We start from the raw sequence: 14884 nt of genomic DNA on the forward strand, positions 1-14884 counted from the left end.
ACCTGGACTGATTCCGTCGGCCCCACCGGCCGCTCCACCGGTCCTCCGGGGCGGGGCGGCCGGGGCCGCCGCTCACTGGGCCGGTACGTCACGGTGTTCCTCCCAACCCGACCCGGGCCATGATCCCGCGCAGGGCCCGGTCGTCGAAGATCCGCGCGGTGGGTATCCGCACGGTGGTCCTGCGGCGGCCGGTCACGGGGTGGCCGGCGAGGTTGGTCCAGTAGCAGCAGTGCCGCACCGCGAGCCGGTCGTGGCCGGCGCTCAGCCACGCGTCCCGGGAGCGGGGCACCAGCATCACGACCAGGATCTTGTGCACGGCGACCGGAGTGCGGGCCAGCTTCATCAGGTGCTCGTTGTCGAGGGTGAGGGCGAAGGTGGGCCCCGCCGGCCGCGGGGGGACCTGGTACGTGCACTTGAGCTGCACCTTGATCGTCACTTCGTCGTCGACGAGGTGCCCCGGGCCGCTGTGGCTCAAGTGCCAGTCGACGCCGTTGTCCGGAAAGGGCTGGGCGAGCGAGCAGCCGGCGGCCGCCGCGACGGCGTGGAGATATCCCACCTGAAGGGTCTCCATGCACGCGGTGGTGGCGAGCCCGTCGCGCAGGCCGGTGACGCGTTCGGGCAGCAGACCGCGGCCCGGCGACGCCGGGTCGGGCTGAGCGAGCGCCATGTCCCCAGAGCCTTCCCGATGGTGCCGATGAGTGGGAGCGGACGGGCGGTGCCGATGAGCGTCTCGGGCCCGGCGCCGGCTCGCGCCGGCCCGGGTCGATGGCGCGCTCGAAGGCTCGGGCGGTCGAACGAACGGCCCGTCACCTTCTGTTGTCTCCGCCCGGCGTAGGGGGCAAACGGCCCGGGTATCACCAGGGCGTCGGCCGGAATCGTGTCATCGGCCGTGCGAGCGCGAGGAGTTCGGGATGACGTGCTGGTACGAAGGACCGCTCGCCGCATTCGACACCGAGACCACGGGAGTGGACGTCGAACGGGACAGGGTGGTGTCGGCCGCCCTCGTCGTCCAGGGCGCGCCCGGTGTCGCGCCGCGCGTCACCCGCTGGTTGGTGAACCCGGGGGTGCCCGTGCCCGCGGAGGCGACGGCGGTGCACGGCCTGACGGAGGAGTACCTCCAGCACAACGGCAGGTGGCCGGCGCCGGTGATGGAGGAGGTGGCGCGGGCGCTCGCGGCGCTGACCGCGGTGGGCACCCCGCTGGTGGTGATGAACGCGCCGTTCGATCTGACGCTGCTGGACCGCGAGTTGCGCCGGCACCGGGCCTCGTCGCTCACCGACTACCTGGGGCGCTCGCTGTGCGTCCTGGACCCGCGGGTGCTGGACAAGCACCTGGACCGCTACCGCAAGGGCCGCCGTACGCTCACGGACCTCTGCGAGATCTACGGCGTGGAGCTCGTGGAAGCGCACGACGCCGCCGCCGACGCGATGGCCGCGCTGGAGGTCGTACGGGCGCTGGGGCGGCGGTTCGCGGCCCGGCTGGACCGGCTGAGCCCCGCGGAGCTGCACACCCTCCAGGCGGTGTGGCACGCGGCGCAGGCCCGGGGGCTGGAGGAGTGGTTCGCCCGCCAGGGGACCGCGGAGGCGGTCGACCCGGCGTGGCCACTGCGGACGGAGCTGCACGCGGCGGCGTGAGCGGGCGCGGTCGCGCGACGCGCGGAAGGGTTTCGACCCGCGGGGCTCTTGCCGGCCCTCAACGCACGAGGCCGGTCCGCCTGTTGGCGTACCGGCCTGTCAAGGGTGGGCGATACTGGGTTCGAACCAGTGACCTCTTCGGTGTGAACGAAGCGCTCTCCCACTGAGCTAATCGCCCTTGTGTGGTGTCGTCCCGCCGGGCCCGGCCCCGCGGCACGGCTTGAACAATACAGGGCCGGACGGACTTCGTTCAAACCTGGCCCCGCGCGGCCCCTCGGGGTGGTGGCGGGCGGCGTACTCAGCGCGGAAGTGAGTACCTCAGCGCATGCCCGGCCGGGGGCACCGACAGGACACTCCGGGCATGGAGAACATCCCGCCGGCGGTTCCGCCCGCCGAGGAGCTGCGGCAGGTCGATGTCGCGCTGGCCTGGATCGAGGCCGAGCGCGTCCGGCTGCTCGCGCGCAGGCAGTGGCTGCTCGCCGCGCTGGGCGCCACGGGTTCGGCGACCGGCGCCCCGGCGGCCGGCTGGGGGCCGGCGGCCGGTGGGACCGGTGGTGCCGGCGGGACGGGAGCCGGTGCCGGTGCGCGGGCCGCCTCCCGAACGGAGACCTCGCCTCCCGACCTGCGCAATGTGCTGCTCGGGCTCGGCGGTCTGCTGCTGACCGTCGCGGCCGTGGCGTTCACCGCGCTGAGCTGGGGGCGGCTCGGCATCGGTGGCCGCGCCGCCGTGCTGGGCGTGCTCACGCTCGCCGCGCTGGCCGCCCCCGTGGCGCTGCTGCGCCGGAAGCTGGCGGCGACGGCCGAGGTCGTGGGCGCGCTGGCGGTGGTGCTGCTGGTGCTGGACGCGTACGCGCTGCACCGGGTGGCCCTGCCGGAGGCGGGCGGTACGGGGTACGCGGCGGCGGTCGGGGCGCTGCTGGCCGCCGGGTGCGCGGGCTACGGGCTGCTGGTGGCCCGGGTGCTGCCGCGGGGCGTCCGCGGGCTGCGGCTGCCCCTGCCGCTGGCCGTGGCCGTCGCACAGCCCACGCTGCCGTTGGCGGCGGCAGCGGCGGGGGCGGACGCGCTCGGCATGGCGCTCGGGCTGCTGGTGACCGCCGCGCTGGACGCGGTGGCGGTGCTGTGGCTGATCCCGGCGCCCGTGCCGGCTCCCGTGCCCGAGGCGCACGCCTCCTCGTCCGGGCCGTCCGTCACGGCGGCCTCCCCCGCGCCGGAGGGCCCGGAGTTCTCGGCGCCGGTCGGCGCCGCCGCGGACGGCCCCGCGCCTTCCGACGGATCGGACGCGATCCGCTCCCTCCTCGGGGCCTGCGCGCTCGCCATGCGGACCATCGCCGGTACGGGCGCGGTGGCCGCCGGTGGCATGGCACTGCTCACCGCGGGCTCGCTCGCCCTGGCGGCGGACGGCACGGGCGCGGCGGCGCGGGCGGCGGCCGTTCTGGTCGCGTGGGCCGCCGTCGCCGTGGGGATCGCCTGGCGGGCGCCCGTCACTCGGCTGTCGCCGGCCGCCATGGCGCCGACGGCCGCGGCGGGGGCGGCCGCGCTGCTCGTCGCCGGTGGCTCCGTGCTGCGCACGCTGCTGCCGCCCGACTGGGCGGTGCCGGGCTTCCTGCTGTGCGCCTCGGCCCTGCTGGCCCTCGCCGCCGCCCTCCACCGGCGCCTGGGCGAGCCGCGGGCCGACGCCCCCACGGAGCGCGGTGGCAGGGCCGGCACGGCCGGCATGGGCAGCGCGGCTGGCCCAGGCGCCACGGCGGGCACGGACAGCACGGCCGGCACCGGCGGCACCGGCGCCACGGACGGCGCGGGCACTACGGCGGGCACAGACACCACGGCAGGCACGGACAGCACGGCCGGCACCGACGACACAGGCAGTACGGCCGGCGCGGACAGCACGGCCCGCACCGGCGGCACCGGCGCCACGGACGGCGCGGGCACTACGGCGGGCACAGAGGCCACGGCAGGCACGGACAGCACGGCCGGAACGGCGGGCACGGCTGGCACGGGCAGCACGACCGGCACAGGCGCCACAGCGGGCACGGACAGCACGGCCGGCACCGACGACACCGGCGCCGCGGCAGGCACGGGCAGCCCGGCCGACACCGGCGCCGCGGCAGGCACGGACAGCACGGCCGACACCGGCGCCACGGCCGGCACCGGCAGCACGGGCGGCATGGGCGACACCGGGCGCGCGGGCGCCGCGAGCGGGGTGGCCGGGTCTCCGGGCCGGGCCGTGGCGCTCGGGGTGGCCGCCGCGGCGGGCGCCGGTCATCTGGCCGCCGCCCTCTGGACCGTGCCGTCGGTGGCCATGGCGGTCCTGGGACCGCTGGACCGGACCCGGGCCCTCTGGCAGGGGGCGCCCGAGGGCGCCCAGCAGGTCGTGTCCCGGACGGGGGCCTGGGCCGGCACCCCGGCCATCGCGGCGGTCCTGCTCGCGCTGGTCCTGACGGCCGTGGCGGCGTACCGCTCGCCGGCCGCCCGGGTGCCCGCCGCCCGTACGGCGCTCGGCTGCGCGGGGGTGGCCCTGGGGGCGGCGACGGCCGCCGTTCTGCCGGCGGTCGGGAACGTGCCGTACGCGGTGGGCCTCGCGCTGACGCTCGCTCTGCCCGTACTGCTGATCGCGGGCTCCGTGCGGCAGTACGGCGGGGACGAGGCGGTCGCGCGCACCGCGCTGGGCTGCGGGGTGATCCTCGCCGTGACGGCCGTCGGCTGGGGCCTGGCCGACCGGACCGCCACCTTCGCGGTCTTCGGCGTGCTGCTGGCGGCCTTCGCGGCCGCCGCCGCGAGGACCCGCGCCACCACGGCCGGTGCGGTCGCGCGGCAGGCCGTCACGGCCACCGCGAGCGCGCTGTGCGCCGTGGGCCTGGCGGTGGCGGCGCCCGCGGCCGCCGGCGCTCCGACTCGCGCCACGGCCTTCACGCTGCTGGCCGTCACGGCGGCGACCTCGCTGGTCGCGGCCCGCGCCCGGCACCGCCCGGCGGTCGCCCTGCCGGTGGAGATCACCGGTTGCGCGGCCGGTGCCGCGGGGCTGTGCTGCGCCATCGGCCACGGGAGCGCGCTGGCCGGCGCCCTGGCGACGGCGGCGGTCCTGGCGGCGGCCACCGCGCTGCGGCCGGACCGGAAGGGCGCGTGGTGGGCGGCGGGCGCGCTCGGGGTGGCCGCGCTGTGGACGGCGCTCGCCGCGGCCGAGGTGACCTTCCTGGAGGCGTACACGCTGCCGCCGGGGCTGGCGGCGCTCTGCGTCGGGCTCCACGCCCGGGGCGCCCGACTCCCCCGCTCCTGGTGGCCCGCGAGACTCCCAAGGCTCTCCGCGCCGGCCCCGCGGGGCCCCGAGAAGCCCTCCTGGGCGGCGTACGGGCCGGGGCTGGCGGTCGTGCTGCTGCCCAGCTTCCTGGCGGCCTGGATGGCCCCGCACGGCCCGCGGCCGCTGCTGCTGGGCGGCGCGGCGCTGGCCCTGACGCTGGCGGGCGCCCGTGCCCGGCTCCAGGCGCCGCTGCTCATGGGCGGCGGGGTGCTGGCGCTGGTGGCCGTGCGCGAGCTGGCCCCGCACGTGGCCCGCGTGGTGGACGCCCTCCCGGGCTGGCTGCCCCTGGGGCTGGCGGGCGCGCTGCTGCTCCTGGTCGGCGCGACCTACGAACGCCGTCTGCGCGACGCCCGGCGCCTGCGCGAGGCCCTGCGCGCTCTGCGCTGACGGCCCCCGGTGGGCGGGAGCGGCTCCGCGGGGACGGGGCCGGTCCCGCGCCGCCCCCGCGCCGGAGCGCCCCGCCGCCGCGGGCTCTCCGCCCCGGCCGGGAAACGCGCGCCGGAAACACGCAAAAGGACGGGGTCCGAAGGCTGCGAAGCCTTCGGACCCCGTCCGGTGGTGGGCGATACTGGGATCGAACCAGTGACCTCTTCGGTGTGAACGAAGCGCTCTCCCGCTGAGCTAATCGCCCGGGCGCACCGCAAACATTACCGCATGTCAGCGGGTGCCCGTGACCATGGGCGGGGCCGTGCGCCGGCCCCGCCGCGCGCCGGCGTCAGCGCGAGACGTTCCACGGCATGGCGAGCCCGTACTTCCACACGTACACCGCGCCCAGCGCCGCGACGATCACCAGTCCGACCGTGGTCAGGATGATGTTGCGGCGGCGCACCGCCGGGTCGAGCGCCCGCGCCGTGGCCTCGGTGACCTTCCGCTTGGTCCAGCGCAGCACCAGCTGGGCCCAGACGAACTCCGTGGCCCAGATCGCCATGCCGGCGAAGATGACCAGCCAGCCGGGGCCCGGCAGCGGCAGCATGATCACGCCGGCCACCACCACGGCCAGCCCCACCACGAACACGCCGACCTGCCAGCTCAGGTGGAGCGGCCGCGAGGCCTTGATGAAGGCCGGCGCGCGCGAGCCCAGCTCCCGCTCGGCCGTGGCCGCGGCGTCCTCCGCGGTCTTCGTCGTACCGTCCCCCAGGGCAGCGGCGCGTCCCGCGGTGTCGGGGGCCTTCCGCTGCTCGTTACTCTCCGCGTTCATATGGCCAACCTACCGGACGGAGCGTGGCCACCGGAACGGGCGCAAGGATGACCCGACCACTCCTCCGTAAGAGGTACCTGAAGAGCCTCAAAACGGGCAGAGGGGTTTACAACGACACCGTAGGTGGCATGTCGATTTCGCCGACGTGCGAATCCCCGAGCGCACACTGAGCGAAAGGCCATGGCGCTTATGAACACCACGGTCAGCTGCGAGCTGCACCTGCGCCTCGTTGTGTCGAGCGAGTCCTCACTGCCTGTACCCGCGGGCCTGCGGTATGACACGGCCGATCCTTACGCCGTGCACGCCACCTTCCACACCGGAGCCGAGGAGACCGTCGAGTGGGTGTTCGCCCGCGACCTCCTCGCCGAGGGGCTGCACCGCCCCACCGGCACCGGCGACGTCCGGGTGTGGCCCTCGCGCAGTCACGGCCAGGGCGTGGTCTGCATCGCCCTGAGCTCTCCGGAGGGCGAGGCCCTGCTGGAGGCGCCGGCCCGGGCCCTGGAGTCGTTCCTCAAGCGGACCGACGCCGCCGTCCCGCCCGGCACGGAGCACCGACACTTCGATCTCGACACCGAGCTCTCCCACATCCTGGCCGAGAGCTGATCCCGGACCCAGCGATCGAGAGGCAGGGCGAACCACCAACCCTTCCACCCCACCACTCGTGGCCGTCCGACTCGGGGAGACGGCACGAGCCAGGACAACCGGATACGGCAGGCGCCCGGACACCGGCTGTCCGGCGGACGCGGCGCGCCCCCATCGCGACCCCTCGCGGTGGGGGCGCGGCGCGTTCGACGCCGGCGCGTTCCGCACCCGCGCGCCGGAGGGGCCGGAGGCACTAGAGTCGGCCGGCACCGACACCGTAGGCGGCCCGTGGAGGCAGCCCGTCCCCTCGGCCAGGGAGCAGCCGTGCTCATCAACCACGACACCCGGTGCGCTCTGGACGCCGTCGTCGATCTCGTCAACAGCGCTGCGGAGGGCGACGCCCCGGACGGCCTCGCCGATGTCGAGGCGCTGCGCCGGTTCGTGGACCGCCACGCCATCAGCGACGTCGGCGAGCTGACCGAGCGCGACCTCGGCGCCGTGCGGGCGGTGCGGGAGCGGTTCACCGAGGTGCTCGCCGCCTCCGACACCCGCCGCGCGGCGACGCTGCTGAACGCCATGGTCGCGGCGGCCGGCACCACGCCCCGGCTGACGGATCACGACGGCTACGACTGGCATGTGCACTACTTCGCGCCGGGCGCCTCGGTGGCCGACCACCTCGCGGCCGACGGCGGCATGGCGCTGGCGTTCCTGTTGGTGGCGGGCGAGCGGGACCGGCTGCGGCGCTGCGAGGCCCCCGACTGCCGGCGGGCCTTCGTGGACCTGTCCCGCAACCGCTCGCGGCGCTACTGCGACAGCCGCACCTGCGGCAACCGGCTGCACGTGGCCGCGTACCGGGCGCGGCGCAGGGAGGCCGCGGGCTGAGGGCCCGCTCCCGCGCCCCGCCGGCTTCAGGGGCTTCGGCGGCCTCAGCGGCGGTCTCACCAGCGGTAGAGGTCGTGGACGGCCGTCAGCAGCAACAGCGTGCCGATGAACGCGAGAAAGAACATCAGGGGCGGCTGCGACAGGGCGAAGAGGCAGCCGCGCGGCTCCGCGGAGGGCCCTTCGGCGGCCGGGGCGCGGCCCAGGGGGGCGTCCGGGGAGGGAGGAGCGGGTTCGTCGTTCATGTCGGGCAGATCATGGCGCGGCCCGGCCCGGCACTGCCTCCCAACGCACCTCTTTCGCGTGGTCGTTCGGCTTTCACCGGGCGCGCGGGCCGAACCCGTGCTTCACCCGTCGAACATCCCTTCCGGGCCCCCGGGCCGCGTACGGCCCGCTGCCGGGTCGCCGTACGGCCGCTCTCAGATGCCGTGCTTCTTGAGGATCGCCTCGATGTCCCGGAAGTCGTCCGGGCCGTCGGTTCCCGCGCCGGACGCCGGCCGGGTGCCGGGCGCGGCGCCCGCGCTCTCCTTCCGCTGCGAGCGGCGCCCGATCCTGGGCCCGGCGGCCCGGGCCGGGGAGGGCGAGGAGGCGCCCGGCGCGACGGCGGGGCGGGCCGCCGCCTCGGCCGCCCGGCGCTCCGCGCGCGACAGCCGGCCGCGCTCGGCCACCCGGCTCGCCAGGAACAGCACGGCCGACAGCGCGAGCACGCCGAACCCCGCCCAGACGGTCGGGTCGAACACCACATCGGTGATCCAGTCGACGATCCCGGTCAGCACCAGTCCGATGGGGACGAGCGCGAAGGCGGCGATGCGGGTCGCGGCCAGGAAGCGCCGGCGGTACGCCGTCAGCAGGGCGATGCCCAGTCCTGCCGCCGACACGGCGGCACAGACGGTCGAGGTCAGCATCCGGTCCTCCTGCGGTCGTGGTCCGGCTTCCATCGTGCACCGGCCGCGGGCCCGCGGGCCATGCCCCGGGGGGCGGCTCCGGGAGATCTCCGGGACGATTGGGGGTTCCGCTCCTCCCCAGGTACCGGATCGCCCCCCGGTACCGGATCGCCGCGTTGGGGATCGTCCCCGGCGGCTGGGAGACTGGGGCCATGAGTGACGCCACCCCCAGCAGCCCCACCGCCCGCCCCGTGCTCGACATCTGGTGCGAGCTCCAGTGCCCCGACTGCCGCGCCGCCCTGGCCGACGTCCACGCGCTGCGCGAGCGCTACGGTGACGCGCTGGAGCTGCGGCTGCGGCACTTCCCGCTGGAGAAGCACCGGCACTCCTTCGCCGCCGCGCAGGCCGCGGAGGAGGCCGCGGCGCAGGGCCGGGACTGGGACTACGTCGAGGCGGTGCTGGCCCGCGCCGAGGAGCTGGGCTCGCGCGGCGAGCCGGTGCTGGTGGAGGTCGCCCGCGAGCTGGGGCTGGACGCCGAGGAGATGGACACCGCGCTGATCGACGGCCGGCACATCCTGATCGTGGACGCGGACCAGGCCGAGGGCAAGGCGATCGGGGTCACGGGCACCCCGACGTATGTGATCGACGGACAGCGGCTGGACGGCGGCACGAGCCAGGAAGGGCTGCGGGAGCGGATCGTCGAGATCGCCGACCGGCTCCTGGGGCGCTGACCCGGCGGCCCGGAGCACCGGGCCGCAGCGGGCTCCGGCGGACGCCGGTTCTCAGATGAGCGGCTTCCACAGGTGGTGCCGGACCGGCTCGTAGCCCAGCGACTCGTACAGCCGCAGCGCCGGCGTGTTGTCCGCGAAGACGTTCAAGCCCAGCCGGGCGGCGCCGGCCGCCCGGCACACGTCCTCGGCCACCCGCATCAGCGTGCGGCCGTGCCCCCGGCCGCGGTGCTCGGGGGCCACCCGCACGTCGAACACGTAGGCGTCGACCATGGCGCCCGGGGGCGGGGCGAGCGAGAGCCACAGCGAGCCCACGTCCGCGCCCTCGTGGACGAGCACCCGCAGCACCGCGCCCTCGGTGCGGAGCCCGTCCGGCAGCAGCTCGGCGTGGTCCGCCTCGGACAGGGCCCGCGCCTGCTCCTCGGGGACGCCCCGCTCGGCCCAGGTGCTCGCGTACGCGCGCCGGGCGTTCTCCAGCCACGGCCCGTACTCCGCCTCCCGCATCGGCCTCACCGTGCTGCCCGCGGGCAGCGCCAGCGGCTCCCCGGCCGGCCGCTCGGCCGCGTTCGCGGCGTGCTCGACGTTCGTGGCGCGCTCACCGTTCGCGGCGCCCTCGACGTCCTTGGCCAGGTTCCGGTTGCGTTCGACGTAGCCGAGCGCGGCGAACAGGCCCCGCGCCGCCGTCGCGGCCGCCGGAACGCTCACCTCGATCCGCTCGCAGCCCCAGCCGCGCAACACCTCCTCGCCGGCCAGCGCGGCGACGGTGCCCCGGCCCCGGCGGCGGTCCGGCTCGTCGACGGTCAGTGCCCGGACCCGGCCGACGGCGGGGCCGAACCGATGGTCCGTGCCGAGCTCGATCCGGCCGGCGGCCCGGCCGTTGACACACACCTCGAAGTCACGGGCCCGCGCGCCGTCCGAGGCGATTCGCTCCGGCCCGACGGGCCGCAAAGTGGTCGTCACCCGAGGTGTTCTACCGGCTCCCCGCCCCCGCGTCACCCCGGTTTCCGTACAGGCCCGTACCCGGTTTCCGTACGGGCCCGTACCGTTCGGGCACGAGCCCGGCCTCAGCGCGGATCGGGGTCGGCCGCGGAGCGCTCGGCGAAGATCCGCATCGCCTCGGCGGTGACCGGGCCGGACGCCCCCGGCAGGGCCCGTCCCGCCCCCTCCGGGCCGATCCGGTGCACGCCCTGCACATCGCGCAGCGAGGAGGTCAGGAACACCTCGTCGGCCCGCTCCAGCACCTCCATCGGCAGCTCGGCCTCGCGGGCGCCCGTCCACTCGAGGACGAGGGCGCGGGTGACGCCGGCCAGACAGCCGGCGGCCAGCGGCGGCGTGAGCAGTTCGCCGCCGAGGACCACGAAGACGTTGGAGCCGGTGCCCTCGCACAGCTGTCCGGCGGTGTTGGCGAGCAGCGCCTCGGTGGCCCCCTGCTCGCGGGCGCGGGCCAGGGCGACGACGTTCTCGCCGTACGAGGTGGACTTGAGGCCGGCGAGGGCGCCGTGCTCGTTGCGGGTCCACTCCACCGTCACCACCGCCGTGGAGTCGGGGCGCCGGTCGGACGCGACGAGGGCGACGACGAGGGTCGGCCGGCTGTCGCCCCGGTCGGAGCCGAGCGGTGACAGGCCCCCGGTGTAGGTGATCCGCAGCCGGCCGTACGGCACCGCGTTGGCCTTCAGCACGGCGGCGCAGGCGTGGCGGACCTCGTCGAGGTCGGGCTCGGGGAGCCCGAGGCCGCGCGCGGAGCGGGCCAGCCGGTCGAGGTGGCGGGTGAGGGCGAACGCGGTGCCGTCGACGGCCTTGAGGGTCTCGAAGACCCCGTCGCCCACCGTCAGCCCGTGATCGAACACCGACACCCGCGCGGCCGCGGGGTCCTGGAGCCTGCCGTCGAGCCAGATGCGGGCGGCGTCCGCCCGTTCCCCGGTCGCATGCGCTGTCACGCCACGGTCCCTTCGCTCTCCCGATGGGCCCCCGACGCTACCGCGAGCAGCCGGGCCGCCTTCAGTTCGGTCTCCGCCCATTCCCGCTCGGGGTCCGAGCCCCAGGTGATGCCGGCCCCGGTGCCGAAGCACAGCAGGGGCCCGCCGACGGCGGCGCGGTCGATCCAGAAGGTGCGGATGCCGACGGCCAGCCGGGCGGTGCCGCGGTCGGCGTCGACCCAGCCGATGCCGCCGCAGTACGGTCCGCGCGGGGCGGTCTCCAGCGCCTCGATGATCCGCAGGGCGCTGGACTTCGGCGCGCCGGTGACGGAACCGGGAGGGAACGTTCCGGCAAGCAGCTCGGGCCAGCCGGCGCCGTCCGCGAGCTCGCCGCGGACGGTGGAGACCAGGTGCACCAGCCCGGGGTGCTGTTCCACGGCGCACAGCTCCGGCACGGTCACCGAGCCCGTGGCGCAGACCCGGCCCAGGTCGTTGCGGACCAGGTCCACGATCATCACGTTCTCGGCGTGGTCCTTCTCCAGCAGGTCGTCCGCCGTGCGGCCGGTGCCCTTGATCGGTCCGGACTCCACGACCCGGCCGGCGCGGCGCAGAAAGAGCTCGGGCGACGCGGAGGCGACCTCCACTCCGTGCGCGGGGAGCCGGACCGTGCCGGCGTACGGGGCGGGGTTGCCGTGCGCCAGCAGCGCGCCGAGGGCGTCGATGTCGGCTCCCCGCGGGTCCGGCAGCGGCGCGGAGAGCACGCGGCAGAGATTGGCCTGGTAGACCTCGCCGGCGGCTATGTGCTCCCGTATCCGGCGCACGCCCGCGGTGTACGCGTCGTGAGTGAGGGAGGACAGCCAGTCCTCGACGGAGGGGCCGCGCCAGGCGTGCGGCACCGGCGGGGGCGCGGGGGCCGGCCGTACGTCCCCGAAGCGGGCGCAGAGCAGCTCCCCCTCGAAGCCCGCGACCACCGCCCAGAAGCCGGCGGAGTCCAGGGCCGCGGGGTCGCTGGTGACATCCCGCAGATCGGTGGCGAGGAGCCCGGGGAAGCGGGCCAGGGGGGCGAGCTGGTGCACGGCCACGAGTCTAGGGCGGGTCATGGGCGGGCACCCCGGGCGACGGCGACCGCAGCACGCTGGGCAAACGGAATTTGAGCTGGCTCAGGAATCCGCTAGAGTTCAACACGTCGCCGGGACGCGAGAAGCGCCCCGGCGGAGGTACCACCAGGGCGTAAGCTCTGGGGAGGCACCTGCGGACGTGGCTCAGTTGGTAGAGCATCACCTTGCCAAGGTGAGGGTCGCGAGTTCGAATCTCGTCGTCCGCTCGAAGTGGGGGATCTTCCCGACCCCCCGCGTTGGTGGAGTGGCCGAGAGGCGAGGCAACGGCCTGCAAAGCCGTCTACACGGGTTCAAATCCCGTCTCCACCTCCAAGGACGATTAGCTCAGCGGGAGAGCGCTTCCCTGACACGGAAGAGGTCACTGGTTCAATCCCAGTATCGTCCACGGGGCCCGAGAGGGCCCGCCGCAGGACTCGTCCTGTGGAAGCCCGCGCGATTAGCTCAGCGGGAGAGCGCTTCCCTGACACGGAAGAGGTCACTGGTTCAATCCCAGTATCGCGCACGAGATCCCGAAGGATCTTGGATGCCGCTCGCGGTATCGAGGACGATTAGCTCAGCGGGAGAGCGCTTCCCTGACACGGAAGAGGTCACTGGTTCAATCCCAGTATCGTCCACACGACAACGGCCGAGGGGGCGGAGCACCACGCTCCGGCCCCTCGCCCGTTTCCGTCGCCCGTGCCCGTGTCCGGTTCCTTGCCCGGTCCCACGCTCGCTCCCGCGTCGCGCTCCGGACAGCCAGGATGCCCGGACAGCTCGCGCTGTCCGGGCATCTGTCGCCCGCCGCACCCCCGTCCCCACGGGGTTGTTCCGGTCGGATATCCCCACCCGGGCCGCTCTCCCGGGCCCGGGGCGCCGTTTCAGCGCCCCAGCGTTCCGACCACGGACGACGCATGTGTCACCACGGCCTCCCAGCCGCCGAACACGACCGCGAGAAGCACCGCTATCGGCAGCACCATGGCCACGGCGACCAGGGGATGGCGCGTTCCGGACGGCCGGCCCGCCAGGACGGGGGCCGCCGCGACGGCCTCGCGCCCCCGCGAGCGCGGTCCGGGTCCGGCCGCTGTGTCCGCCATCGCCTCGCTCCCTTCGGCTGTGGGCGGTGGGCGTCTGACCTCGGGGGACGAGTGCTCCGCCCACCGCTTGCCCATAACGTTAGGCGCGCGCCGCCGCCCGGTCGTCATGCCCTCGTATCGATTGCCTGGCCTCCCGGAGGATGACGGGCATCGGCCCGGCGTACTCCGCTGGTTGGAGAGGCGGTCCTCAGCCCCTGGGGGTTTCCCGGAGGGGACCCTCGCCGTCGGCGGGCTCCTCCCCCTCCGGAACCGGGTGCTCCACCAGCGCCAGCACCCGATTGGCCATGAAACGGGCCGTCCGCACCACGGACCCGCTGCGCGTGACTTCGCTCACTTCCACCACGCCCCGGCGCACCGCCGACTCGACCCTGCGGCCGGCCCGGCTCGCCACCACTTCGTACGTCCGCGTCGTGTCCCCGGCGTCCACGACTATCTCGACCCGGTCACCCTTCACCGTTTCAATCCCCCTTCCGCGACGGACCGTTGGGATCTCGCACGGGGGCGGGGGGCCCGATACGGGTGAACCCCGCCCACTCCCCCAGGATCGCACCCGGCACTGACAATCCGGCGGGCCACGCCTGCGCGGCCTATGAGCACACCGGGCCGTCAATCCGTAAGCTGTGCCACGTCAGACGGACCGGTTGACGGGGATGGACATGGCGATGATGCGGCTCCGGCGCGAGGACCCGCGTGTCGTCGGCTCGTTCAGGCTGCACCGGCGGCTGGGCGCCGGCGGGATGGGCGTGGTCTACCTGGGCTCCGACCGGCGCGGCCAGCGGGTCGCGCTGAAGGTGATCCGCCCGGATCTGGCGGAGGATCAGGAGTTCAGGTCGCGGTTCGCGCGCGAGGTGTCGGCCGCGCGCCGGATTCGCGGCGGCTGCACGGCACGGCTGGTGGCGGCGGATCTGGAAGCGGACCGGCCCTGGTTCGCCACGCAGTACGTGCCGGGTCCCTCGCTGCACGACAAGGTGAGCGAGGAGGGCCCGCTGTCGGCGGCGCAGACCGCGTCGGTGGGCGCGGCGCTGGCCGAGGGGCTGGTGGCCGTCCACGAAGCGGGCGTGGTGCACCGGGATCTGAAGCCCTCGAACATCCTGCTGTCCCCCAAGGGGCCGCGGATCATCGACTTCGGCATCGCCTGGGCCACCGGGGCCAGCACCCTGACGCACGTGGGCACGGCCGTCGGCTCGCCCGGCTTCCTCGCCCCCGAGCAGGTGCGCGGCGCCGCCGTGACGCCCGCGACCGACGTGTTCGCGCTGGGCGCCACGCTGGCGTACTGCGCGACCGCCGACTCACCCTTCGGCCAGGGCAGTTCCGAGATCATGCTCTACCGCGTGGTGCACGAGGAGCCGCAGCTCCACGGGGTGCCCGACGCCCTCGCGCCGCTGATCCAGGCGTGTCTGGCCAAGGACCCCGAGGAGCGGCCGAGCACCCTTCAGCTCTCCATGCGGCTCAAGGAGATCGCGGCCCGCGAGGCACACGGCGGGAGCGCGGGGGCGGCCCGGCCCGTGGGCGAGGAGCCCGTACCCGTACGGGAGCGGGCCGGACGCGAGCGGGCCGGTGCCGGTCCGCCGGGGCGG

15 protein-coding genes and 7 tRNA genes are annotated in these 14884 nt (G+C 75.5%); 11 read left to right on the forward strand and 11 right to left on the reverse strand.

Features of this window, described 5'->3' with window-relative positions:
* Positions 1-88: 88 nt before the first annotated feature.
* Positions 89-667, reverse strand: coding sequence for a DUF4365 domain-containing protein (locus ACSNOD_RS18700; RefSeq protein ID WP_436768114.1), 579 nt, complete (start codon positions 665-667; stop codon positions 89-91).
* 244 nt (positions 668-911) lie between these two features.
* On the opposite strand from ACSNOD_RS18700, the gene ACSNOD_RS18705 reads away from it, so the two are divergent.
* Complete coding sequence (locus ACSNOD_RS18705) at positions 912-1634, forward strand: 3'-5' exonuclease (protein ID WP_436768115.1); 723 nt, start codon at positions 912-914, stop codon at positions 1632-1634.
* Between the two features lie 106 nt (positions 1635-1740).
* Here the strand turns inward: ACSNOD_RS18705 and ACSNOD_RS18710 are convergent.
* Positions 1741-1812: transfer RNA gene (locus ACSNOD_RS18710), tRNA-Val, on the reverse strand.
* 183 nt (positions 1813-1995) lie between these two features.
* Here ACSNOD_RS18710 and ACSNOD_RS18715 point away from each other — a divergent pair.
* A complete protein-coding gene (locus ACSNOD_RS18715) occupies positions 1996-5316 on the forward strand; it encodes an SCO7613 C-terminal domain-containing membrane protein (protein ID WP_436768116.1) in 3321 nt (1106 codons plus the stop codon).
* A 169-nt stretch (positions 5317-5485) separates the two neighbouring features.
* Here ACSNOD_RS18715 and ACSNOD_RS18720 read toward each other — a convergent pair.
* Positions 5486-5560 (reverse strand) — tRNA-Val (locus ACSNOD_RS18720).
* Between the two features lie 84 nt (positions 5561-5644).
* Positions 5645-6127: a TIGR02611 family protein gene (locus ACSNOD_RS18725; RefSeq protein WP_436768117.1), complete on the reverse strand. Its 483-nt coding sequence runs from the start codon at positions 6125-6127 to the stop codon at positions 5645-5647.
* Between the two features lie 189 nt (positions 6128-6316).
* On the opposite strand from ACSNOD_RS18725, the gene ACSNOD_RS18730 reads away from it, so the two are divergent.
* Complete coding sequence (locus ACSNOD_RS18730) at positions 6317-6730, forward strand: SsgA family sporulation/cell division regulator (protein ID WP_003959770.1); 414 nt, start codon at positions 6317-6319, stop codon at positions 6728-6730.
* Positions 6731-7033: 303 nt separating this feature from the next.
* Positions 7034-7591, forward strand: coding sequence for a CGNR zinc finger domain-containing protein (locus ACSNOD_RS18735; protein WP_436768118.1), 558 nt, complete (start codon positions 7034-7036; stop codon positions 7589-7591).
* Positions 7592-7647: 56 nt separating this feature from the next.
* Here ACSNOD_RS18735 and ACSNOD_RS18740 read toward each other — a convergent pair whose 3' ends face one another.
* On the reverse strand, positions 7648-7833 hold the full coding sequence (locus ACSNOD_RS18740) for a hypothetical protein (RefSeq protein ID WP_436768119.1): 186 nt from the start codon (positions 7831-7833) through the stop codon (positions 7648-7650).
* Positions 7834-8007: 174 nt separating this feature from the next.
* On the reverse strand, positions 8008-8493 hold the full coding sequence (locus ACSNOD_RS18745) for a hypothetical protein (RefSeq protein ID WP_436768120.1): 486 nt from the start codon (positions 8491-8493) through the stop codon (positions 8008-8010).
* A 191-nt stretch (positions 8494-8684) separates the two neighbouring features.
* On the opposite strand from ACSNOD_RS18745, the gene ACSNOD_RS18750 reads away from it, so the two are divergent.
* Complete coding sequence (locus ACSNOD_RS18750; protein ID WP_436768121.1) at positions 8685-9203, forward strand: DsbA family protein; 519 nt, start codon at positions 8685-8687, stop codon at positions 9201-9203.
* A gap of 51 nt (positions 9204-9254) precedes the next feature.
* Here the strand turns inward: ACSNOD_RS18750 and ACSNOD_RS18755 are convergent, their stop codons facing one another.
* The 3 genes from ACSNOD_RS18755 to ACSNOD_RS18765 form a co-directional block, all read right to left on the reverse strand.
* Positions 9255-10160, reverse strand: a complete 906-nt coding sequence (locus ACSNOD_RS18755; protein ID WP_436768122.1) for a GNAT family N-acetyltransferase — start codon at positions 10158-10160, stop codon at positions 9255-9257.
* Positions 10161-10264: 104 nt separating this feature from the next.
* Complete coding sequence (locus ACSNOD_RS18760; protein WP_436768123.1) at positions 10265-11137, reverse strand: aminotransferase class IV; 873 nt, start codon at positions 11135-11137, stop codon at positions 10265-10267.
* Positions 11134-12216 carry a chorismate-binding protein gene (locus ACSNOD_RS18765; protein ID WP_436768124.1) on the reverse strand — a complete coding sequence of 361 codons (1083 nt, stop codon included), beginning with the start codon at positions 12214-12216 and terminating at the stop codon, positions 11134-11136. The genes ACSNOD_RS18760 and ACSNOD_RS18765 overlap by 4 nt, the downstream gene beginning before the upstream one ends.
* A 151-nt stretch (positions 12217-12367) precedes the next feature.
* On the opposite strand from ACSNOD_RS18765, the gene ACSNOD_RS18770 reads away from it, so the two are divergent.
* The 5 genes from ACSNOD_RS18770 to ACSNOD_RS18790 all read left to right on the forward strand — a co-directional run bounded on the left by ACSNOD_RS18770 (position 12368) and on the right by ACSNOD_RS18790 (position 12848).
* A tRNA-Gly gene (locus tag ACSNOD_RS18770) sits at positions 12368-12440 on the forward strand.
* Between the two features lie 32 nt (positions 12441-12472).
* Positions 12473-12546, forward strand: a tRNA-Cys gene (locus ACSNOD_RS18775).
* A 1-nt stretch (position 12547) separates the two neighbouring features.
* A tRNA-Val gene (locus tag ACSNOD_RS18780) sits at positions 12548-12619 on the forward strand.
* 45 nt (positions 12620-12664) lie between these two features.
* Positions 12665-12736, forward strand: a tRNA-Val gene (locus ACSNOD_RS18785).
* Between the two features lie 40 nt (positions 12737-12776).
* Positions 12777-12848 (forward strand) — tRNA-Val (locus tag ACSNOD_RS18790).
* 243 nt (positions 12849-13091) lie between these two features.
* Here ACSNOD_RS18790 and ACSNOD_RS18795 read toward each other — a convergent pair.
* A complete protein-coding gene (locus ACSNOD_RS18795; protein ID WP_436768125.1) occupies positions 13092-13307 on the reverse strand; it encodes a hypothetical protein in 216 nt (71 codons plus the stop codon).
* Between the two features lie 187 nt (positions 13308-13494).
* Entirely contained in the window at positions 13495-13761 is a 267-nt protein-coding gene (locus tag ACSNOD_RS18800) for a hypothetical protein (RefSeq protein ID WP_436768126.1), read from the reverse strand.
* A gap of 196 nt (positions 13762-13957) precedes the next feature.
* Here ACSNOD_RS18800 and ACSNOD_RS18805 point away from each other — a divergent pair.
* Positions 13958-14884 (forward strand): serine/threonine-protein kinase (locus ACSNOD_RS18805; RefSeq protein ID WP_436768127.1); only part of this gene is annotated, 927 nt, incomplete at its 3' end.

Origin of the sequence: Streptomyces sp. URMC 123, assembly GCF_051386515.1 — a bacterium.
Classification (GTDB): Bacteria; Actinomycetota; Actinomycetes; order Streptomycetales; family Streptomycetaceae; genus Streptomyces.